Below are 20,872 nucleotides of genomic sequence, written 5' to 3' on the forward strand. Positions count from 1 at the left end.
ACGGGCGCCTTTACTTTTTCACATCCCCGTGTTCTATCCTCCTCCGTTCTACCTCATACATTAAGATGTGCTGTAGATGGATTCGTTGCAGCCTCAGGGCTGGAATATCATCAGGGCTATCCACACAAACAGCCCTGACAAATCGTCTGAGGATGTCCAATCCCTTCAGGAAACAAGTGGGCATCGCTTCATCCCTCCTTTATTTCGAAGCCCTAAGACTAGGCTATATTCAGCTTTGGCTTCAATATGCGGGAACCGCCAGACAAGTACAAATATTTACGCCCGATTCGGTTTATGCTGTACGATTTACCGCCCCATAAAACAGCATCCCCATAATAGTAATCTTCTGCCGATCGATTGAAAGGCACTTCTACAATGGGTAGCTGACCTCCATCTTGGATATATTCTTTGCCGATCCGCAACAACTCGTTAATTTCATAATCCTTTAATTGGTATGGGGAAAGCCTTTCCGTCAACTGGCCTGCACGATCCCGATAGTCGTTTTGATTTTTGGCATATCCAAAAAGTTGATAGGCCGTTTCTCGGAATAGACTCCAGTGATCGTACCCTCTATATTTATGAATTGCAGCAGCATGTACATGAGCCACAAGATGGCGTAGACTAACATCAACCTCCAACCGTTGCCTTAGCCAAAGACTCCGGTCTCGTTTCGCCTGCTGCTCACGTTTAGACATTTCTTCACGGACCGCATTACATAGTCGGACCATAAAAGGCCGGACATCCTCCAGGTAAGATGATCCATTTTGAATCTTATATAACTCGTGCAATTCCAGCCTTTCTTCTGCTGTCACATATTCTTCGAGAAGCCTTTTCATCTTGTCACTCGCATGTGATTTCATGCTTTGCCCTAGTCCGTAACGCGCCATAGCAAGCTCAAAGATTTCTTCAACTCGTTTACTCGCAGCTGCCTTGTCCTGCGCTGCGTAGTACTGATCTTCTTCCTCGTAGGCTGCCTTTAGGAGCTCTAGGTAATCAATCATGGCCGATAAAGTATCATTTGATGGTATATATCCAATGGCCGCCTTCACCCTTCTCTTCCAGTAGCGTGATTCATCATAATAGGCGTATCCGTATTTGGATTCCCTACATTTAATTCTAGTGTCAGGTCCTGGATTGAAGGTTACACGTGCTTCATATTCTGGCCTTCCGTGGCGCAATGTACGATATAGTCCAGAAATGCACCACCCCCCCTTTGTATCCGTCCATTCACCATTTTTGTTAACCAGCTCATACGCATTTCGTCTAGGTTGATTTTTCGGTTGTATGGTCAACATAACCAGCTCCAATCAAGTTTTATGATTTGTTTCTAAATAAACTCTTTAACATTTCCAATCTCTTAGTTTGCTTTCCGCTTCGCCCCTTGGGCGATTCGACTGGGAGCAACCTCTGCCTCATCAGGCGGACAAATGTCTTGATTTGACCTATGCATCGCATACATCATGCCCCAAAAATCAGGTAGGATTTCAATAGGAGAAGCTTTTAATAAATTCGCTTCATTCAGTGCAATTATCGTTAAATTGCCGCCATATAGAATAGTGATCGATAAATCCGTGTGGTAACAAATCCAGGTACAGGTAGTTTCGCTTCCCGTATAATTTAGCTGCTTTAATACCTCCCCTAAGAAAACATCGTTGTACAGCGATCCACGTAGATTTACGGTTTTATGAATAGGCGCCATGTCCAAAAGATGAATCACATTTCCGATTCGCTGAGCGGCTACAGCAATGCTGCAAGCCTCGATCAATTTTATATTCATGATTGATTGCTCTTCTATCACGGTTTCATCCCCCTTAGTTCTGGAGCTCCTAGTCACTAAACCAGGAGCCCATTTCTAATTAAATGAAGAAAACTTTTTTACATTTAGAATTCGTACACTCAAAACGCTTTACGTCATATTCGCCTTCATATTGACGCCCATCCCATTCCCCATGCTCCACAAAAGCACTTCCTATTTGTTCGGCTGGGAATACACAGGCTGGACAAGCCGGATCACTCTTTTCGTCTGTAATGCTCCAACTCTCTTCCATCGAATAGGCTTTAATAAAATTAGCCATAATCTCATGTTGCTCCGGGCTTAACTCGACCCAGATTTCTACTTTATTATCAGGCAGAATGTTTGTCCGGAACGGGATGTTCTCTATCACCAGCTTTGAAGCAATATTCCCTAAGTTGAATCTCGGTCCCGTTATTCTCATGATAGTCGCTCCTGTTCGCCTATAATTCTATGTTATAATTATTTGTAACATAGTTATTCCTCGTTTTGTTCCCCCGACCTAACAACTTCAATTAAGCACGAATAGCCAGGTAGCAGCCGTTCGATTGCCTTTATGACTTCATTTTTTACAATGGACATGGACGACGGGTTTAGTTCTCCAGCTTGATAAAGCTGCATCATGCGGAGCAATCTTTCTTCATCGGAAAAAAGAAGTGCATTTACCTTCACCCAGCCCATCATTTCACTGAAGGAGAGCTGATCCTCCTTAATTGCTTCTAACCTTTTTTCACAACTCTCCATATGTTGAGACAAGCTGCATGCAAGGTCCTTCATGCTAGAAGGTACGCTTTGCATTCCCATGATTACCAATCTCCTTTCATACATAGATAATTAAGTACTTTCGACTTACCCGTAGGATTTATTGCTTCCTCTCCCTTTTATTTTGATTTAGTAATTACTATTTCAATATTGCCATTATATTCGATCACATTTGAATTAGCAATGCCTATTTCAAAAATAGGAGAGAGTCATCTGCAAACCATTATTTTATGATCAAATAAAAAAAGGCCCTAAACAGGGGCCCTTCGACATTAAACCATTTACGCTTATCACTCTGCATTGCCGTCCTTCTCGACCTTAATCGCAAGTGTATTTTGAAGATTTTTTATAAGCTGCGCTTGTTCAATAGCAGTGTAACCACTATCTCTCATAATCGCTGTTATTGCTGTAAGTACATCTCTGATGACATCAACCCGATGACGCTCTGGGTGTTTCTTTGGCTCTTCGCCGTCCCGGTATTTTGCACACATATCAATCCAATCTACAACCTCTTGGGGCAATGACATACGAGATTGTAGGATAACGAGGTCACGCTCTGCAAGATTCTTTCTTCCTGCTCCCTGGCGTGCTCCTCCTTGGATAGATTTCTGGGATTGCCCTGGTGGATGGTTTATCTTCTTCACCCTCTAACAATAAGTATTTATTTGAATTAGTCACGACTATGATTTACTAATTAATAAATCAATACTACATACTTCACCTCATCTTTGCAATCCTGTCTCGCGGGCTCAAACCAGGACTCAGTGCCAGTGATCAAGCTGCTGCTCTTCCGGATCGCCCGATGCTGCGCAACAGCTGCTCGATCGAATTGGCCTGCGCTCCAGGGACCGTCAAGTGCTGGCGATCGAACAGCTGATCTGCAGCGAGGTCTCCAGCAGCTTCCTAATCTGTCCAGCGTTGCGCAGCAGCTGCTCGATCGATTGACCGCGCCGACTGCGCTCCAGGAACGTCTCGTGCCAGCGACCAAGCTCCAGAAAAAGGCGCTGTCCGCGGCGACGTTGGCCAGCTGCTTCTAAATTGCATGCTGGCTTAACCAGGAATGTCTTTGTGCCAGCGATCGAGCTGCAGCTCAGCGATTACAACGTCCGTCCAGCTGCTCTTCCGGAGTCCGCCCGGTGATGCGTAACTGCTCCGATGCCGGCTAAACCAGCTGCAGCTCTTCCGGATTAGCTGATGCTGCACAACAGCTGATCTGCAGCGAAGTCTTCAGTAGCTTCCGAATCTGTCCGGCTTTGCGCAGCAGCTGCTTGATCGATTGGTCGCGCTGGCTGCGCTTCAGGAATTTCTCATTGCCGCTATCAAACTGCAGCTGAAGGCAGCGACAGCAGCGACGTTAGTCAGCTGCTAACCCTAGAGTCCGCACGGCGTTGCGTAGCAGAACCGCGATCGTTTGGCTATGCCTACACTGCAGATCTGGCTTCCCCCTGAATAAAAAAAGAGAACGGAAAATCCGTTCTCCTTTTTCATATCTCAGGTTTATTCTTAATCAGTTTCTTCTTAATCCAGTCAATTTCGTCTCCTTCAACAAAGAACACCATTTCCGGCAACTGAACATGATTTTTATAAGATACTGACTTGAGCGCATCCCAGTTTCTTTCTAAATACTGCTTCCTTTTATCCGAAATAGTGACCCATACGATGGGGCGAGTTAGCCTCAGATTTTTATACAAGTCCACGTATCGCTTAAATTTCGTTTCTATTTGTTTTGGCCCTTCGGTGTCATTGTCGAATTCGACGTATAGGTCAACATAATTCGATTCTGTTCCTACACGCATACCACCATCAGGACGAATCACATTTCGTCTATCCAGCCCTTCTCCTATTGTTTCACTCCAGCGCATAATCATGAGATCCGCAATTTCATAGGATGATTGCCAGCTCACTACACCGAACTCTTCAATCGATCGACACAATATATTATTAATGCCAGAATAGTGAACCAACTGTCCGGCAGGAGCTTCTTTGACCTTGCCGCCCTGCAATTCCATTATCGTCTGAACATACCTTATACCGTCAGCAGTCAGTGAGTAAATTGCAGTTTTAATTTTAGTTGGTAGTCTAGGGAGATACCTTGCTCGAATGAGAATGGTCTCCCCTCCTATCTCTTTTTCCAATTTACGTACCATAACAAATGCGTAGTCGAGACTCCGGAAGCCCCATTTTGTAATCTTCAGAAGCTGTTCTTTTGTTGCCATACCTAGATCAAATAACAGGCATAGCAATTGATCTTCTCGACGCAGGTTTGGGTGGTCCACCCATTGGAATATCATACTTTTCAGCCCTCTCTCTATCTAAAACTCCCAGCGCATTGTATCCTCTTCTTTTTGCGTGGCAGCTCTCTCTTCGGGCTGCTCAGCACTCGATTTCTCTGTTGATTCGGCGGTGGAAGGTGCTGGCATGTCCCTTTTTCGTTGAATCTTAGGAGGAGATAAAACCGGTCTTTCCAGAACGTTCTCGACCTGTTTATTTTCCGATGACTCATTATCAGAAGTAATTTCTATTTGTTCCTGAGCCATCTTTTTTTGACGCTGTAGTACGGTGCCAGTAGTCAAATACTCGTCTATCATCTCATCTACCTCGTCCGCACGCAAGCAATCTCGGGCCATTAGCTCCAGCCCTTTTTCTTCTCCCCATGCAAGCGCAGCTTGCATCTCTTTTTCATTTTCATGATCTGCCCATTCGCCACTGCCATCCGGTTTATAAAGGTAAGGCGGATCGCACTCTACTGTAAAAGTCTTTGGCTGGCTCTTTCCCTCCACTTTCGCCTTCGTATAGACAGCCAGCGTGCGCTCTGGCAGCTTTTGCAGGAAATCCCTATCAAATGCACCAGCAGTCATCTGCTGCACAATAGCAGCCGATTTATATCCTTGAGCTGATGTAAAGACGTTATTCACAATTTCCGTAACGGAGTCCACGATCTCCTTATCCATCTGGTTAATAGATTGTGTACTTAATCCCAAAGATAACCCAAATTTCCTATCCTCTGCAAATATTTTGTTCATGATAGGATGCTGGCCTCGGTGGGCTTCGTCATAAATTTTGATATGTACCTTGGAACCTGTTTGTCTGGTCTGTGCTGTCTTATGAAACTGATTCGCGATATACCCACCAGATAGCTTCGTAGCTGCCTGATTGACATTTTTCATATTAAAAAGAATAATATGTCCCTCATCCATCCACTTCCGGAGCTCAAGCCCCATTTTAGGCTGACCGAACATTCTGCGCATCGCTTCATTCGTCTGAAATGGAGATAACCGATTGAGCAGTGGCCCTACTGCCTGACCAATGTTTTTTTCTAAATTCGGAAATTCGCGCTCCCAAAACTGTAATATGATCTTGTCTTTTATATGTGGCAGAACGCGATCCCTAAACCGCTTCTCCATTAACAACGGAATGATGCCTAAAATGTTATGATCCTGGCTTGTGTCAGAAATGAGCGTGGTAAGCGCGTTCCGTAGAATACGGTCCATTTGGGGTGTATCCCCACCATACGCGGCTTTAATCAGGTCAAACGCTTCATCGCTAAGAGAATGAACCGATTCATTATTCGTTCGCTTTAGGAAATTGAGTGGCAATACATATTCCGGACTTCCCAAATCGAAATAATGCACCTTACTCCAATCGACCGGGATCCCTATCTTTTCGTAATGCCTCAATCTGTTCAGTATAATAACGGCTGTCTCCTGTGCCGGATCAGACAGTGAAAACCCTGGAGCGTCGTTGGGGTTAGCTAACCAGGCTTGTACGATGGATTCTATCATTTCTAGAAGGAAAGACGATTTACCTGCACCGGTCATCCCTGAGAGAAACCAATGCCGCGTAAATTGACTGATCGGCATTCGAACTTCTCTGCCTTTCTGTACGGGATGACGTGCCTTACCAATACTAACCCCTTCATTGAATTCATCGTCTTTCAGAGTCTCTTGACCCTTCTGGAGATGAGGAACGTATTGATAAATCCGATGCTCCCCGCGCGGCAGCCGAAAGATGTTACTTAACTCCTCGCCGGTCATGTATACGCTGTTAATCTTACTTGGCATTGGAGCACTATCAAAAATAGATTTAGGTAGATTGCGATCTCGAACAAACCGTAAAGCGTTATCAAAATGAAAAGAAGATCGGATCGCCGTTGCTGCCGTTTGTGCAATTGAATGTGCATGTTTACCATGAGCGAGCAACCTGATGCTAACTGCAAAAGCTGTCTCTCGGCCGGTAAATCTCTTCTGCATCATTCGAATCCTTTCCTTGTCATCCGGATCCAGATCTGTAGGACTCACTTTTGTTTTTAATGGCTTGGCTGACGTCTTTGTAGATTTTTTCGCTCCAGGACCCTTTAGGGCTTCCCCAAGACTTTTGAGATTCATATCAAACATGTGCGGATCTGTGATGCCATGTTTGCGATAAATGGATTTAATCCCCTGCTGCACGCGCCTCCTGATCTCGTTATTGGATACAGGGGAAATGAGAATATCTAGCCAGCACTCTGTCTCCTTTGCGCTGGCGTCAAGGCTATACAGGATGTCTTCGATATCATCTTCCCCACTATACGATTTAAACGCATATCCTTCTCGTGGTCCTTTATCTGCCGCTAAAAAATGGCCACCATAGACTGCAGTTTTCTTCGATTTCTTTTCGGAATCAATCGGTAGATCGGTCATAGCCAATGGTAACTCATCGTGCTGAACGTCATGCAATTCGATTTCAGGATAGATGTTTCGGTATGCACGCTTAATTCCTGTTTGTCTATCCTCCGGGAAACCAATATATAGCGCGATTTCCCCCGTTACATCTTTGTGAATCAAATACCGGAACCATTCTTTTCCCTTCCGAATTTGATCCATCCGTGTTCGCTTGTATTCATGCAAATTCTGAATGAGTCGCATGATTTTGTCCGGGCTTGCCCCGGTTTCTTTATGCGGGATAATCCGCACATAACGATACTTGGATCGATTTTCTTGTTGCCTTTTTTGTTGCTGAATGCGATCGACAGCTAGTATCGAAATAAAAGCAGCTCCGCCTAAAGTTAACCACCATGGATTCATTGGATCGCCCCCAACGAGGATTGTTGGATAAAAGCTGGCATAGCATTACGCAAATGAATGACATAAGGCGACCATGTCCGTTGTGGAATAGGTTCTGGATCAGGGGTTATCTCAATATGTTCTTCTACTGATGCAGCCGCAACTTCTTGCAGCAAACCAGGATCCTCTATTTCGGAATACGTTACCGGAGCCTCTACATTCGCCACCGGCCTGCTTTGATACTGGTTAATAAAATACGTCGGAGCATGATGCTCAATCGCAAATCGCATTCTGACGGCATCCAGCATCCATGATTGTTTTTGTTCTTCATTCATCTGTGATAAATGCCGAACAACTTGTTCATCTAAAGCATGAGTGGGATCCAATCCTTGTAGTGGATCTAGAGGCTCCTTCATTTCAGCCGGTTCAGCGAGATGCAGCAGCCATGACTTCAGATCCTCATATTGCTTCGGGTGGAGCTCACTTCCCGTCTCCTTTAGCATAAAAAGTTGCATTTCTACGCGCAAAAGTACGGCCTCCCGAATCCAGTGCGTTGTTCTAAACCCTACTGTTCCGTTTTCTTCTTGATCCAACGAATCGAGTATATCCATTGCCTTCTTGTCCAAATCTTCCTCGAAAATTAATCTCGTGCTATAGACTTTGGTTTTTGACATGACTACTCTTCGCCACCTTTAAAATATGAAATGGGGTTACTTGAATTAGCTGCTCCGGGTTCAAACACTTCAAAATGCAAATGCGGCCCTGTACTTCTGCCAGTGGAACCGACGGTGCCAATGACTTCGCCGCGCTTCACAGAATCCTCTTCCTGTACATAAATCTTAGTTAAGTGCATGTACCAGGTAATGTAACCGCTTGGGTGCTTGATCTTGACATTGTTGCCTGCTATTGATGTGAAACTGGACTGAATGATTACGCCTTCGTCTGCAGCAATCACATCCGTCCCTTTCGGTGCCGGTATGTCCATGCCCGTATGCATACGCCGTTCCCCCGTAATAGGATGAACCCGCATACCGAACGATGACGATACCTTTTTTACGGATGGCACTGGCCACGCTAAGAGCGTATCGCCCGGCACATCAATTATTTGGCCGCTACGATCTACTTCAGACTGCCCTTTTTCAAATAACCCATCGTCATAGAAATTGGGATCGTATGCAAGTGCCTGATTCAAGACGAATCTGAACTCATTTTCGTCTGTTTCATCCATTCGAACCTCTTTCATCGCCTCATAAAGCACAGCATAGTCCTCTTCCCGTTCTACCGATGAGAGCACTGGTGTCGTGGTTACGGTAGTTGTCACGACTTCTTTTTGCACTGTCTCCGTTTGTGAATTGCTCGTTGATGTTGAGGAGTTTTTCTTCGACATATATTTGAAAGAATGAAGACCATTATACGTAACAAGACTGGTGATGAATGCTTTCTTTGTTTTTGTCGTACTGCTTTCGCTTGTTACACCAGGTTTGGCACTAGAATTGTTGACAGGTCCCGATTCTTTTTCATTCGTAGGGCTAGTTGATGAACTTGGCGTATTTATTTTGGTGATGGTTGTGACTGTCGTCGTTTCTGTGACTACATCGAAAAATTCAATCTTTACTTCTTTGGGCTCTAAGATCTCAGCAAGCTTCCCGACACATTCTAATTCACATCGCTCTTTAACCTGGCTTAAAACCCATAGAAGCCCTTTATAATCACCGATTTCTGCTTCCTTCAGTTGCTGTCTCATTTCGTTATTAAGACCAACCTGCCGCTGACCACTGGCCGGATCAATCCAAGTCACTTTATCCATCCAGTTTTCAGCGATAAGATCATACTGGATGTCTTCTTCCTGGTCACCCTTGTCTATAAACTGACTGACAGCTGCCTTCCCTGATATAATCGAGAACGCTGAACTGACCAGCACGATTATTAGAAGTGCAATTCCCATAATGAGGACAACTTTTAGGCCCAATATAACGGTTATTCTGGAAACCCATTGATTAAAAATTTCCTTCATCAATCCACCACCGGGATTTGAGCCAGATAAGTCACCTTAAACAGACCTCGAAGGATCGCAAATTCCGGATTGGCCACTGGTCTCGCCAGTGGAAATTTCTCCTTCAGCTCATTCATAATGTGATGAACATCTTCTCCAGCAAGCAATTGATCAGTCACGTTATACTTTGTGATCAGCTGATGCATCTGCCCGCTAAGTTGTTCAACCAAATTAGCTTTAGCCTCACTAATAACCTCCCCTAAATCGATAGTCTTGCCGTCAAACATTGCATATCCATCCTCAATTGCTTGCATCTCCGAGTATGGACGTAAAGCAGATTTTGTCTTGTCCATGTAATAACGTTTGATTTTAAATAGTAGCGTGTTGAGACTTTGAGAAAAACGTCCTGCCTCAACCATTTCTAGCGTTTTTTCGCGAATGATTACCCATTCGGTTTGCTGCATCGTTACACAGAGCAGCATAAAAACGCGGCTTTCCTCCCCCATTGTGGAGAATTTCTTAACGGATTCATCATCCCCTTCAAAAAAGTCATCCTCTGACACTCTGTCCCTAAGAAGCGCGTCAAAGGACAAACATACGGTAGTAGGGATGATGTCAACCTGGTCGAATTGGATTCTAATAACCTTGCCTGTCTTTAAGTCCTCGACCGTATAGGCCATCTCCTGAAGGGAATTTCGAATCAGTGTAGCGTTACGATATTCTGACAATGGAACAGATACCGTAAGCCGTTGTCTGTCCGGCTCAGGAACTCCTAACAGAGCTGCAGCCAATATCGGATGAAAGAAAGGATCTGCGACATCAGAAGGAATCACAACGGATTTATCCGGAGCAGGCCCAGCCAGAAGGGAATAGTAGTAAGGAGAGTTTTGATCATCCGTCAATTTTAAAACGTAGGCCGCGTCGTCATCCCGTCCAGGCACGACATATGAAGGAATTGTAGTAAAAGTCAAAGCATCTGTGGTCATATGTAAGTGTTTCGAGAAATGAATACAAACGGTCATAGCCACTTTCCTCCTGTTACCAAATAGATGAGCAATGCCACACACATGTAAAACAGCATGGGGGCATGCGTTTGAAACCATTTAACGTGAGCATACGCGAAGACGTATGTCATCAAAACGAGAAGCCATGCAGTTACTGGTAATGCCAATGCCAATATCGGAAAAACCCACTTATCTGCAGCTCCTACTCTCTTATTTAAAACTAGCATGAACAAGGCAAGAAGGGCCGCGCTCAGTAAGGAGAGCAACATATGAGAGTACGCTATCACGATACCGATTAAGCCAAGTACCAGCACCGTCCATACCGGCACTTGCCTAAATCGTAGATCCAAGTACCCGAGCACGCCAAGAACCAGAATAAGACTCCCTTGCAAAACACTCATATCAGTACTCCCTAAAATAAGAGAACATGACCGGTGCTGGCACAATTAAGTCCTCAGCGTCTCCCCCTAACCATTCATAGAGATCTGCACCTGGAAGCATGACATTGTACACTGCCCTCACAGTTATATAATCACCATCAAACGGTTGGATTTGGATGTTGCTACGCTCGATAAGATTAATTCCCTCACGAGAATCAGGAAGCACATCGCGAACGACTTCAAAAATCCTGTCTTCTACGGCAGCTGCGTTTGGATCGATGGCCCCTTCTCGAGCACCTGCCATTATCGTAATGGCAAAAAACAAATAAACGAGTGCGTAGTAGATTAGCATGATGAAGCAAAGCATTAAAATAATGGCGAATAAAATGGTCACTGGGGAGATGGCCAGTTCAACTGACAACATACCATCCATTTTTTTATTCAGCAGCTTCTGGATCCTTTGTCTGTAATATCTCATCATACTGGTCTCTCCCCTTCCTTTATACAAATGAACCGATGTCGGTGATTAAGTTGGTAATCGCGTCACGCAACGCATTGAGAATGGTTAGTCCAGCGGTCCGGGCTGCCGTCGAGTTCCCTACAATGACCCAAAGTACCAAGGCAACGACCCCGAAACCAACTAATTGCTCCCAGTTAAGGCGATCTTCTTTTGTTCCAGTTTGTCTTTTTAGCATCGACATTACTAATTTCATGAATTTTATCTCTCCTTTAAATGTTCAAACATTTTGGTTAAATCCAAACTAATAATCTCTTGTTGCGCTGATACCCCGGCGTTGCCAACGATAGTCCAAACTCCATCTGATTTAGACTGCGTACTTCCCTATTCGTGGTAAACTGAGTCGACATCGGTCCAAAACTCTTCGCCATTTTCATATTTGCTCGATGTTAGTTCAACTAAGTCGCCTTCTTCAAACCGAGCCTTTTTCATGGTCTTAATTGCTTCTAACATTTCGCCACGGTAGATCCGAATAGCATTTTTCACGGCATCGGGAACATCAGGGTTAGCCCCTTGCCAAGTCATGAGCTCTGCGATGGTACTCTGCATTCCAGTTACCAATTGTTCCAATCCTTCATACACTCCACTTACTGGCTTTGTAATAAGGGAATGCATTTGTTATAGCTCAAAATCTTCTTGGCGATCTTGCTTTGCCTTAGGAGAACTAAACGTTTTGAACACGGTATATCCGGAGAACGCTACACACAGAATGCCGACAACCAGAAACGGGATGTTAAATTCAACAGCAACAGCGGCGAAAGAAAAGGCGCCAATCAATAGGAAAATAATTGCCGAAAGAATTCGACCTGTCTTGAGAGCCTTCTTACTTTGATTCATGGAAAAACACTCCTTTTATAATTTTTTAAATAAAGCCCCTTGCTAATCGATTTGTGCCTAATCCCCACCTCCAGAACAAGTAACTGCTTTTTATCTCAAGAACATAAATCCGCCGGCGCCAGTGAAGTAATCGAAGAAAGCAACGACAGAGAACCACACCGTTAAAGCCAAAGTCCAGACGGAAGCCACCGCCACCACACCAATCATTTTTCCCTTGGTGACATGAAGCTTTTTCTCGACGAACTCCTCCAATGACGCATTTTCTTTCAGCGTCTGTCGGTAGATTTGGTCTGCCAGCGCTCCGGGTGATTTAAGCTCACTAAGCTCAATGGCCATACAAAACGAATTGAGTGTGCTGACTTCATATTCCATGCGGAAATCCGCCATGACATCTCGAAGCGACCGTTTATTCTCGTTTGTTGTGACCTGATCCATGTATCTGCGAAACACTTCTCCAAACTCGCCAGGAGCTAAGTTGGCGACATTATCTAATGCTTGTATGATGCCGACTTCATTTTTTAACAGATAAATGAATCTTCGCTTTAGGAATCGTATTGACTCCGTAGCGTATAATTGCCTCTCATTCTTCTTTTTCCGAAGAATGACAATATGCCATGCTGGAACCAAAAATGAGAGAATAAGTACCGGCATTCTTGTTGTCTCCACGACCTGCGTAGAAGCATATATTCCGGCACCTGCAATCACAACATAAATGAAGATGAGTTCTCGAGCACTCAGTCCCATCGGATACCCGGCTAATCGGATCAACCTTTCAAATCGACGAATTACTCCTTGCGAAACCACAACGTCCGTCTTTCTGGAAATAAACTTTAGTGTACGCCGGTTTTGTCCTTTCATCGATTTGTATTCTTCGGCCCAATCGTAGAAGAAATGAAAAACTTCTGGACTAAAACGCCGGACAAACGGGAATGTCAGCAAAAAAACCAATGCTACATACATGACATATAAAAAAATCGTGTTCATCGTCTTCCTCCCTATAACACATTGCTTTTCGTCGCATGTAGTCCATACCAGATAAACGCAACATAACCTAAAGCGCCGACCAGCATAGCAATGTTCATAGTAGGATGCAGCTCTAGCGTCCGCTTGATGGCAGGTTGAAAGAGCAAGTACATGAAAATTGGGAATCCTCCGACAAAGAGCAACATACTTTGCCCTGACTGCCGCTGCACCTTCATCAGGCGCTCGAATCTCTCTTGGTTAATAATGTCGGCCATGACCTCCTCTGTATACTTGACCATATCCCCGGAATTCCGATATTCGTGCAGGATTCCTGTATAGACAAGCTTTAGATAGGAGTCAGGGCTTTTTTGAATCAGCTCTTCAACAAGGCGTGGTGTCGTGTACGCTGTTCCCCAGTTTTTATTGGCCTTGTCAAAAATAGATCTCAGCGGACCATCGAGCTGCGGAACGACTTCTCGGATCCACTCCTCCACGCTGCCTCCAGCTGTTAAAACGGAATGAAGAAACTCTATGCTAATGCGGCCGTCTTTTTGGAATGAACGTTCATAGTGCTGATATAGAAAAAGCACTATGAGCCATGGAGCCAGTGTACCTACAACAAATCCAATTCCCCAAGCAATTCCAAGAATATAATGAAATCCGAGTGCAGCTAACACACCAAATGGCGTTGATAGCAAAAGAACAAGATTCCGTTCCTTAACAAGAGCTTGGACATTGAAGTTAGCGGCCACCCTATCAATCTTGGAGGATTCCACCTTTTTTGGTGAAATCCATCGTTCATACTCTGCAATTCGATGACGTCTTCGAAGTCGGATGGTTTGGATGGCTGCCAGTAGTAAAACGAACCAAACAGCAAACAAAATTATGCCCGTCATTTTTTCTCCCACTTCCAACTTTTCGGTATTTCAATTCCATTGTTCATCATTTCCTCAACGAAACGATCAGTCGGCCCCATAAACTCAAAATATCCGACTGGCTTCTTTGTAAAACGATCAACGCCCTGTTTGACAAACCTAGAGACCGTATGAAGTTCCCCCGTTTCCGGGATCATCTCACATACCTCGTCCATGAACCGATCTTCAAGCTCTGCATTTAAGTGAATGATTACATGCAGACGCTCATGGAGGATTTTTAAAATTTGATCCCGATCAGGTCGCGATGGATGCGATGCAGCTAAATCCGCGATCCGGTTTTTCACCGCTTTGCAGCTCGATGCGTGAATGGTGGATGATGACCCATCATGGCCTGATGAAATCGTTTGAACATAAACATAGGCAATTTTATCGCGAATTTCAGACAGGAAGACGATATCAGGGTACATACGCAATGCGCTTTTCAATCCGTCCTCTAAACCAAATACTCCAGGTCTTTCGTACAAACGAATGACATGCCCTTCAATCTGCGGCTGCATCTCAGGAGACTCCTCCAGGATCAGCAATAGTGTTCCTGGTGGGATAGCTGCCAGGTTAGCATTGGCGATTGTCGTTTTCCCCGTCCCTGTTCCACCCGAATACATTAAGTTTTTTTCGAGTTTCTGGGAGATTTCCAGATAATCCATCGTAGCTTGATCAGCTACAGCACCCTTTCCAGAAAACGAAGTATAGACTGGCAGTCGTTTTATCTTTTTCAGATCTACACGTGCCATGAGACTAGACTGGTCAACCAGCGGAATCGTATGCTTCCCTTCATTTTCATCGGTCAGCTCATGCCAACTAAAAGGGTGTAAGAACCGGCGTATGGAGATAATTAAACATCGAACAAACGTATAAGTTCGCTGGATTGGATCAAAAGTGGAGTAACCTGACGTTCCAGAAATGATGTGAATCCTTTCAAAATTCGGGAACGTTCCGTCCAAGTAAATTTTCGCCGGGTCATACCGTAAATTGATTCGGCTTAGATGATGGTTAATCCAATCTGTTGCCTGTTCAAAAGAACGAAACCGCTGATCTTTAAAAATTTTCCGTTTTCGATTCTCTACATAAGAGATAATTTGCTCATGTCGATCGTCGTATGGAATGAATATTTGAATATCTGAAACCCGCGGCCTCTCCCACAGCGGCTGTACCGGTCCATATCGAAAGGCATTATCCAGGTATTGCTTAATTAAATCGTTGTAATGTATACTTGGAACTTCCTCAATGGTCTGGATAATTTCATATAAGTAATGCCGATATTCCGTTTCCGTAAAATCGACGGTTCCGCCGCGATTTTCTGATCTCCGTCTATCCTGGTCCTTTAAAACTTCGCTAAGCAGCTGCGTTTGCCATTGCTTCCACTTTTCCGGATTGACCTTCCCTGATTCACCTAGATGTACCCAGTCTGCTTCGTAATCCGCTATTTTTAAACCATTCTCCACTTGGATCTCCTTTCTGCTAGGCTACTTAGCATCTACCTTTTGGCCTTGTGCATCAATGTACTTGGTCTCTGTATCTTTCGCTTTGGCCCCTATAAATGGATTAGGGTCAATGACTACATTGTATTTACCAGCCCAGATATGCTTGGAGATTTCAGGCCCGACTTCTCTAGGGACAAGTACAATAATCTTTGGCCGGCCGGACCGGGAATCATCAATCGCTTGAGCAACACGAATATTTTCAACGACGTATTTGGATACGATCTCTTCGCCGGCTTCCGTATTTCTCTTGGTCACTCCGATCATAGACACGATATCACCGTTCTTAATGACCTCAAGCGGCATGTCCTCGTTATCGATCGGAATGGCCATCGAGATAAAATTAGCTCCGGTATTCTTGACAACATCACGAATGGATCCAGATCCGGAGACCATTCGATCAACCAAAATTTGTCCTTCCAAAATCGATATGCGAGCAAGCTTTCCCTCGATGACCTTCAGATCCTGCTCCGTAATGGCATCAGCTGGGATTTTGTTTGTGGGATATGTCTCACGGGTAAAATCGCTAGATGACATTTTCTGATCGACCGGAATTTCACGCTTGGCAACATATACAGGCGTTAAATCACTCCAAGTTTTTGATGCATTAATATTAATGACGAACAGAATTGCAGCCACCGTAGCAGTTGCTAGCATCCATATCATCCAAAGTGGCACTCTCTTCTTCATCACAGTTACCTCCTATACAATAAACCGCGCAGCCCCAACCATTTTGCCTTTGGTTTTTCTGCCTGGTCATTCTTCGTTGTCTCTTTATCTGATTTTGTGCCTGCACCGTTGTTCAACTTCATTTCTCTAAAAATAGTTCGAATTGCTTTGCTGTACGGCGATTTGCGCGGTTCATTGTACATTGGCAAGCTATCCTGCTTAAATTCTTTCGTTTCTGGCAAAACATGCAAGTTAATGTGTTCCATGCCAAGGCGTCGTAGAGCATATCGAACATGTTCAATTTCTTCTCGATTGCGTGGACGATTGACAATGATGTGGATCTTTTGTTGATCAATGTTACGATTCATAAGCTTCGTAAAAAACTCCGAATTGCGCTCCATATGCCGCCGATCGCTATCAATGATCACTACAACATCAGTGGCATAATCTTTGAGATAATCAAGATGTGGCGTGTATCCAGCATGTAAGTCCACTACAATCTGCGAATAAAACCGTTTGTATGCGCTGAATGCATGCTGCAGTGTCGCAGTTGGTATGGCTGCCATAGCATTCAACGGAGATGATAGAATCTTTAAGCCGCTTGCCTGATGAGTGACCAGCTTTTCATTTAGCTGCTCCCGGTCATATTTCATGGACTGCTCATCGCTAAACTCAGCAATTGAATTAATGCTCTCCAGATCAGCGATACGTGTTATATTTCCGCAGTAGTCAGCGTCAATTAACACCGTCTGCCCGGACAATTTAGCCATGGCTGCGCCGATTTGCAAAGAAAATACGCTCCCACCGGTCCCGCCTTTTGGTTTACACACGACCACAAAGCGCTCCCTGGTTATGGAGTTTCCTCCGAAATTGACATCGATCTTCCGACCTTCCCCGACAAGCGTCGTTGCAGATAATGGCCTATGTAAGTTAATGTCTGAAGGGTTTATGGGGTAACAAATCGAATCCTTAACTCCCAGATTAAATAGGTCACCTAAAGAGTCGGGATTAACATCACCTACTACAAAAACCTGCGTACCATCTTTTATTATCTGCATAATATTAGCGACGTTTTCGCGTAGGTGGGGCATTTTCGATGAGACAAATACCGCATCCACTCTACTTTCCACCTCATAAATCCCGTTCATATCAGCAGGACGCTGCGCATCATATGCTTTCCCGTAATCTTGCAGAGTGGCCAACGACTCCATTAGCCTTGCGGAGTCTGTATCAATGACGACAAACACTTTTATCTCTTCGGATTTCACAGTCTCACCTCTCTCTCAACCATTCGCTTTAGCTCATTCCAGCTCTCACGATTCTCGTTTTCCATAAGCACCCATGCGCGTTTTCCCCAAATAGAATTCATGACTTGCCGCGGCTGCGATGGTACAACCAATTGAAATTTCATATTAAATCGTTTTTCAAATTCGGATACTGGAATGGAAGAGCCCTCTGGATACTGATTAAGGACAACAACATGTGCGTCAACTTCCGGCCGAATCCCAATAAACTGCGGATCTGGTGCTGCGATAAAAATGCGCACCGCCGCACGTTTGTACACTTCCAAGTCCCAGCGATGACCACAGTCAACAACTAATCGTTTCGGCACTTCCCGCATAGCTTTCAGTTCGCGCCTTCCGGTTTCTTTATCAGCTTGTAGCGCAAGCTCCAGTTCATCCAGATCATGACTGTAACGATCCCCTTGATGTGTCTCTAGAAACTGTCCTCTGGTCACAGCCTGTTCACCTAAGCTAAACCAAGCTGCGAGCGTCCCCGTTTTCCGACCTTCCACCAAAACCCTCGAGCCGTCCAAGATCCGCGCCAAATTCCAAGCAATGAACGAGGAGCCTGCTCCATGAAAGCCAGCTACTGCCACCACATTTTCCAACTCATCCGGCAAAGAAGCATGCGCTTCGCTTCGTTTGATTTGCAAAGATTGTTTAGTACGTTGAAAGATGCCTGCGATTTTCTTTTTGGACTCAACATCCAATTCGTATTCATCGTCGATTAAATCAGACGATTCGCCACCAGCTCTTTTGAAAAATAAACTGTCGCGTAATGATGAGGTTTCCTTTTTTTCTGCAGTGGTCGAGTCTACTTTTACCTCCCCTAACGTTTCCTGGCGCTTCACTTCCTCGTATAATGCGATCATGCCAAGAATTTGTGCTGCGTCTTCGACCCGATCCACATGCACATGAACTCCTCGTGATTGAAGCTCCTTTTCCATTTGAGCCTTCTCTTTATCGTTTTCATTTTCGACATACCAGATCACATCCACCGTTGTATCGACCGCTTTTATGGCAAGATCATATAGATGCTGAATTCGGTCCAAGTCAATGTCATAGAGTAAGATAGCCTGGCAGCCTTCCCAAGGATCGTGGTCTTGTAGGGACAATATGTTAGTTCCCTGCATTTCGTGTTTGATATACTCGTCCACTACCGGATTGGTCGTATAAAGCCCGATAGTAAATCCCTTTTCATTGCTATTCATGAACAACCGCCTTTCTCTTCTTAAAGAGTTGCAAAATATAATATCCGTCTGTTCCTCGATACGGAATTAGATTTCCAAAACTCAATATCGCACAACCCACAAAAACTAGAATGATAACTTCCAGCCACTCAAACCGCAAAAGATCGAACTTGGCGATAAGCACAGTCACAAACCACTGAGCAATAATGCCACCCAGTCCAATCAAGACACCTTTCCATTTTGCATTTGCAAGCCGAACCCCATTAGGGCTGATGCCACCACTAAATGGAATCAATCTCATTTCAAAGATTCCAATTCTGAATAGTCTTGGCCCACTCCCCCACTCGATAAGAGAAACTGGAATACGGAAAAGCTTTTGAAAGAATGCATGACCCAATTCATGGACTATAACAGCAAGTGCAGCTCCAATTGCAAATTGCACATACCCCATTTATCGTTTCTCCCTCATGGTCGAAGTGCCTTGCACATTATCATCTATTGAATCGGGATTGTAATTGCTATCAAATACAAAGTTGAAACCATCAGCAGCTCTTGTAAAGTCATGCTCGAAATCGACATCTCCCCCGATTGAGTGCTCATCCGGAAAAAAATAACTTGGAACTTCAATCCTTGTTGTATCCAAACCCAGTTCTTCCATATTCGATAGATTTTTGAGAAAGGTGCTTCGAGCAGCTTGCTCAGCCTTGCTTTGGTTAAGAATCAGCCTTGACTCCATGTCTTCCCCATTTTCGGACCAAGTTAATTCCATCTGAATTCGTGTTGCCCCGGCCTCTGTCGATGCGTCAAGTGCAGTTTGCGTGTATACATGCTGCACTAACACGTAAAACAAAGCAGACAAAGCGCCGAGGAAAACAGCAAAAACGATGTAAAGAACATACAGAAACGGTATCGTTTTCAAACTCTACAGATCAACTCCTTATTTGTAGCTTATTTTATAGGTTATTTATAGGTAATTATACCAATCAGATTGGAAGATGACAACAAAAAACACAACAATAGGCCCATTTTATATAAAGGGATAAAAGACTCACTTTGGACTTATAAGTCCTAAATTATTGTATAAATAAAATATATAGTATGTATACGATATAAACCATTTTAGGACTAATTACCCTATATCTAAAATAAAGAGAGCTGGCTACTCCAACCTCCATTTCCACCTTCGTTTCCATCATATTTTTTTCTCTAATTTGTAATATTTTAGAGATCAAAACATTTCAGAATGCTGTGGCAACCGCACATCACTGCAGGTCAGAAATACCAGTGGAATGACGTCAGTCGCCAGCTCTTTCGAATCCGCCCCCACTGTGCAGTTGCTACTCAATCGTTTAACGCGCCGGCTGCGCTCCAGTGAACGTGCCGGTTATCGAGCTGCAGCTGATGGCAGCGTCCGCGACGACGTTGGCCGCCAGCTCTTCCGGATCCGTCCGCTACTGCGCAGCTGCTACTCGATCGTTGAACGGCGGCTGCGCTCCAGGAACATGCCGGTTACCGGGTTTCAGCTGATGGCAGCGTCCACGGCGACGTCGGCCGCCAGCTCTTCCGGATCCGTCCGCTACTGCGCAGCTGCTACTCGATCGTTGAACGGCGGCTGCGCTCCAGGAACATGCCGGTTACCGGGCTTCAGCTGATGGCAGCGTCCGCGGCGACGTCGGCCGCCAGCTCTTCCGGATCCGTCCGCCACTCACAGCTGCTACTCGATCGTTAGACTCGCCTGCTACACCTCCAGGAACGTGCCGATTATCGAGCTGCAGCTGATGGCAGCGTCCGCGGGGACGTCGGCCGCCAGCACTTCCGGATCCGTCCGCCACTCGCAGCTGCTACTCGATCGTTAGACTCGCCTGCGGCACCTCCAGGAACGTGGCGGATATCAAGCTTCAACTGATGGCAACGTCCGCGGCGACGTCGGCCGCCAGCTCTTCCCGATCTGTCCGGCGGTACGTAGCCGCTGGATCGTTTGGACGCGCCAGCTGTCATAGCGCAGGTCTTTAATCGATCAAACAAAA

At 44.9% G+C, this 20,872-nt stretch carries 24 protein-coding genes; all 24 read right to left on the reverse strand.

Annotation, left to right across the window (positions count from 1 at the left end):
- Nucleotides 1-218: 218 nt before the first annotated feature.
- The 24 genes from ACFQZE_RS23730 to ACFQZE_RS23845 all read right to left on the reverse strand — a co-directional run bounded on the left by ACFQZE_RS23730 (nt 219) and on the right by ACFQZE_RS23845 (nt 20,843).
- Complete coding sequence (locus ACFQZE_RS23730) at nt 219-1,295, reverse strand: hypothetical protein (RefSeq protein ID WP_379361818.1); 1,077 nt, start codon at nt 1,293-1,295, stop codon at nt 219-221.
- Nucleotides 1,296-1,357: 62 nt separating this feature from the next.
- Nucleotides 1,358-1,798 (reverse strand): hypothetical protein, encoded by a 441-nt coding sequence (locus tag ACFQZE_RS23735; RefSeq protein WP_379361820.1) that lies wholly within the window; start codon nt 1,796-1,798, stop codon nt 1,358-1,360.
- 58 nt (nt 1,799-1,856) lie between these two features.
- Nucleotides 1,857-2,216: a hypothetical protein gene (locus ACFQZE_RS23740; RefSeq protein WP_379361822.1), complete on the reverse strand. Its 360-nt coding sequence runs from the start codon at nt 2,214-2,216 to the stop codon at nt 1,857-1,859.
- 53 nt (nt 2,217-2,269) lie between these two features.
- On the reverse strand, nt 2,270-2,596 hold the full coding sequence (locus ACFQZE_RS23745) for a hypothetical protein (RefSeq protein ID WP_379361824.1): 327 nt from the start codon (nt 2,594-2,596) through the stop codon (nt 2,270-2,272).
- 248 nt (nt 2,597-2,844) lie between these two features.
- Nucleotides 2,845-3,198, reverse strand: a complete 354-nt coding sequence (locus ACFQZE_RS23750; RefSeq protein WP_379361826.1) for a hypothetical protein — start codon at nt 3,196-3,198, stop codon at nt 2,845-2,847.
- A gap of 840 nt (nt 3,199-4,038) precedes the next feature.
- The gene (locus tag ACFQZE_RS23755) at nt 4,039-4,845 is read right to left on the reverse strand and encodes a replication-relaxation family protein (protein ID WP_379361828.1); all 807 of its coding nucleotides are present in this window, start codon (nt 4,843-4,845) and stop codon (nt 4,039-4,041) included.
- A gap of 21 nt (nt 4,846-4,866) precedes the next feature.
- Nucleotides 4,867-7,617, reverse strand: a complete 2,751-nt coding sequence (locus ACFQZE_RS23760) for a type IV secretory system conjugative DNA transfer family protein (RefSeq protein WP_379361830.1) — start codon at nt 7,615-7,617, stop codon at nt 4,867-4,869.
- Nucleotides 7,614-8,270 carry a hypothetical protein gene (locus ACFQZE_RS23765; RefSeq protein ID WP_379361832.1) on the reverse strand — a complete coding sequence of 219 codons (657 nt, stop codon included), beginning with the start codon at nt 8,268-8,270 and terminating at the stop codon, nt 7,614-7,616. Before ACFQZE_RS23765 ends, ACFQZE_RS23760 begins: the two co-directional genes overlap by 4 nt.
- A 2-nt stretch (nt 8,271-8,272) precedes the next feature.
- Nucleotides 8,273-9,610 (reverse strand): M23 family metallopeptidase, encoded by a 1,338-nt coding sequence (locus tag ACFQZE_RS23770; protein WP_379361834.1) that lies wholly within the window; start codon nt 9,608-9,610, stop codon nt 8,273-8,275.
- Nucleotides 9,610-10,611 carry a hypothetical protein gene (locus tag ACFQZE_RS23775; RefSeq protein ID WP_379361836.1) on the reverse strand — a complete coding sequence of 334 codons (1,002 nt, stop codon included), beginning with the start codon at nt 10,609-10,611 and terminating at the stop codon, nt 9,610-9,612. Before ACFQZE_RS23775 ends, ACFQZE_RS23770 begins: the two co-directional genes overlap by 1 nt.
- On the reverse strand, nt 10,608-10,994 hold the full coding sequence (locus ACFQZE_RS23780; RefSeq protein ID WP_379361838.1) for a hypothetical protein: 387 nt from the start codon (nt 10,992-10,994) through the stop codon (nt 10,608-10,610). The genes ACFQZE_RS23775 and ACFQZE_RS23780 overlap by 4 nt, the downstream gene beginning before the upstream one ends.
- A 1-nt stretch (nt 10,995) precedes the next feature.
- Complete coding sequence (locus ACFQZE_RS23785) at nt 10,996-11,454, reverse strand: hypothetical protein (RefSeq protein ID WP_379361840.1); 459 nt, start codon at nt 11,452-11,454, stop codon at nt 10,996-10,998.
- A gap of 19 nt (nt 11,455-11,473) precedes the next feature.
- Nucleotides 11,474-11,686, reverse strand: coding sequence for a hypothetical protein (locus tag ACFQZE_RS23790; protein ID WP_379361842.1), 213 nt, complete (start codon nt 11,684-11,686; stop codon nt 11,474-11,476).
- A 128-nt stretch (nt 11,687-11,814) separates the two neighbouring features.
- Nucleotides 11,815-12,060: a hypothetical protein gene (locus tag ACFQZE_RS23795; protein ID WP_379361844.1), complete on the reverse strand. Its 246-nt coding sequence runs from the start codon at nt 12,058-12,060 to the stop codon at nt 11,815-11,817.
- Nucleotides 12,061-12,108: 48 nt separating this feature from the next.
- Nucleotides 12,109-12,327, reverse strand: coding sequence for a hypothetical protein (locus ACFQZE_RS23800; protein WP_379361846.1), 219 nt, complete (start codon nt 12,325-12,327; stop codon nt 12,109-12,111).
- A 90-nt stretch (nt 12,328-12,417) separates the two neighbouring features.
- On the reverse strand, nt 12,418-13,311 hold the full coding sequence (locus ACFQZE_RS23805) for a hypothetical protein (RefSeq protein WP_379361848.1): 894 nt from the start codon (nt 13,309-13,311) through the stop codon (nt 12,418-12,420).
- An 11-nt stretch (nt 13,312-13,322) separates the two neighbouring features.
- On the reverse strand, nt 13,323-14,186 hold the full coding sequence (locus ACFQZE_RS23810) for a type II secretion system F family protein (RefSeq protein WP_379361850.1): 864 nt from the start codon (nt 14,184-14,186) through the stop codon (nt 13,323-13,325).
- On the reverse strand, nt 14,183-15,667 hold the full coding sequence (locus ACFQZE_RS23815) for an ATPase, T2SS/T4P/T4SS family (protein ID WP_379361852.1): 1,485 nt from the start codon (nt 15,665-15,667) through the stop codon (nt 14,183-14,185). Before ACFQZE_RS23815 ends, ACFQZE_RS23810 begins: the two co-directional genes overlap by 4 nt.
- Before the next feature lie 21 nt (nt 15,668-15,688).
- The gene (locus ACFQZE_RS23820) at nt 15,689-16,393 is read right to left on the reverse strand and encodes an SAF domain-containing protein (RefSeq protein WP_379361854.1); all 705 of its coding nucleotides are present in this window, start codon (nt 16,391-16,393) and stop codon (nt 15,689-15,691) included.
- Between the two features lie 5 nt (nt 16,394-16,398).
- Nucleotides 16,399-17,640, reverse strand: coding sequence for a CpaE/TadZ family protein (locus ACFQZE_RS23825; protein ID WP_379361856.1), 1,242 nt, complete (start codon nt 17,638-17,640; stop codon nt 16,399-16,401).
- Nucleotides 17,637-18,866, reverse strand: a complete 1,230-nt coding sequence (locus tag ACFQZE_RS23830) for a CpaE/TadZ family protein (RefSeq protein ID WP_379361858.1) — start codon at nt 18,864-18,866, stop codon at nt 17,637-17,639. The genes ACFQZE_RS23825 and ACFQZE_RS23830 overlap by 4 nt, the downstream gene beginning before the upstream one ends.
- Nucleotides 18,859-19,296 carry a site-2 protease family protein gene (locus ACFQZE_RS23835; RefSeq protein ID WP_379361860.1) on the reverse strand — a complete coding sequence of 146 codons (438 nt, stop codon included), beginning with the start codon at nt 19,294-19,296 and terminating at the stop codon, nt 18,859-18,861. The genes ACFQZE_RS23830 and ACFQZE_RS23835 overlap by 8 nt, the downstream gene beginning before the upstream one ends.
- The gene (locus ACFQZE_RS23840) at nt 19,297-19,764 is read right to left on the reverse strand and encodes a hypothetical protein (protein ID WP_379361862.1); all 468 of its coding nucleotides are present in this window, start codon (nt 19,762-19,764) and stop codon (nt 19,297-19,299) included.
- Between the two features lie 842 nt (nt 19,765-20,606).
- Nucleotides 20,607-20,843 carry a hypothetical protein gene (locus ACFQZE_RS23845; protein ID WP_379361864.1) on the reverse strand — a complete coding sequence of 79 codons (237 nt, stop codon included), beginning with the start codon at nt 20,841-20,843 and terminating at the stop codon, nt 20,607-20,609.
- Nucleotides 20,844-20,872: the final 29 nt, after the last annotated feature.

Source organism: Paenibacillus sp. GCM10027627 (assembly GCF_042675505.1).
GTDB lineage: Bacteria > Bacillota > Bacilli > Paenibacillales > Paenibacillaceae > Pristimantibacillus.

What these genes read in the sequence shown, in the direction of transcription:
- ACFQZE_RS23730 (WP_379361818.1), bottom strand. Translation starts at nt 1,295, where the DNA reads ATGTTGACCATACAACCGAAAAATCAACCTAGACGAAATGCGTATGAG.
- ACFQZE_RS23755 (WP_379361828.1), bottom strand. Translation starts at nt 4,845, where the DNA reads ATGATATTCCAATGGGTGGACCACCCAAACCTGCGTCGAGAAGATCAA.
- ACFQZE_RS23785 (WP_379361840.1), bottom strand. Translation starts at nt 11,454, where the DNA reads ATGATGAGATATTACAGACAAAGGATCCAGAAGCTGCTGAATAAAAAA.
- ACFQZE_RS23845 (WP_379361864.1), bottom strand. Translation starts at nt 20,843, where the DNA reads ATGACAGCTGGCGCGTCCAAACGATCCAGCGGCTACGTACCGCCGGAC.
- ACFQZE_RS23765 (WP_379361832.1), bottom strand. Translation starts at nt 8,270, where the DNA reads ATGTCAAAAACCAAAGTCTATAGCACGAGATTAATTTTCGAGGAAGAT.
- ACFQZE_RS23760 (WP_379361830.1), bottom strand. Translation starts at nt 7,617, where the DNA reads ATGAATCCATGGTGGTTAACTTTAGGCGGAGCTGCTTTTATTTCGATA.
- ACFQZE_RS23800 (WP_379361846.1), bottom strand. Translation starts at nt 12,327, where the DNA reads ATGAATCAAAGTAAGAAGGCTCTCAAGACAGGTCGAATTCTTTCGGCA.
- ACFQZE_RS23820 (WP_379361854.1), bottom strand. Translation starts at nt 16,393, where the DNA reads ATGAAGAAGAGAGTGCCACTTTGGATGATATGGATGCTAGCAACTGCT.
- ACFQZE_RS23745 (WP_379361824.1), bottom strand. Translation starts at nt 2,596, where the DNA reads ATGGGAATGCAAAGCGTACCTTCTAGCATGAAGGACCTTGCATGCAGC.
- ACFQZE_RS23780 (WP_379361838.1), bottom strand. Translation starts at nt 10,994, where the DNA reads ATGAGTGTTTTGCAAGGGAGTCTTATTCTGGTTCTTGGCGTGCTCGGG.
- ACFQZE_RS23810 (WP_379361850.1), bottom strand. Translation starts at nt 14,186, where the DNA reads ATGACGGGCATAATTTTGTTTGCTGTTTGGTTCGTTTTACTACTGGCA.
- ACFQZE_RS23805 (WP_379361848.1), bottom strand. Translation starts at nt 13,311, where the DNA reads ATGAACACGATTTTTTTATATGTCATGTATGTAGCATTGGTTTTTTTG.
- ACFQZE_RS23830 (WP_379361858.1), bottom strand. Translation starts at nt 18,866, where the DNA reads ATGAATAGCAATGAAAAGGGATTTACTATCGGGCTTTATACGACCAAT.
- ACFQZE_RS23835 (WP_379361860.1), bottom strand. Translation starts at nt 19,296, where the DNA reads ATGGGGTATGTGCAATTTGCAATTGGAGCTGCACTTGCTGTTATAGTC.
- ACFQZE_RS23740 (WP_379361822.1), bottom strand. Translation starts at nt 2,216, where the DNA reads ATGAGAATAACGGGACCGAGATTCAACTTAGGGAATATTGCTTCAAAG.
- ACFQZE_RS23770 (WP_379361834.1), bottom strand. Translation starts at nt 9,610, where the DNA reads ATGAAGGAAATTTTTAATCAATGGGTTTCCAGAATAACCGTTATATTG.
- ACFQZE_RS23790 (WP_379361842.1), bottom strand. Translation starts at nt 11,686, where the DNA reads ATGAAATTAGTAATGTCGATGCTAAAAAGACAAACTGGAACAAAAGAA.
- ACFQZE_RS23775 (WP_379361836.1), bottom strand. Translation starts at nt 10,611, where the DNA reads ATGACCGTTTGTATTCATTTCTCGAAACACTTACATATGACCACAGAT.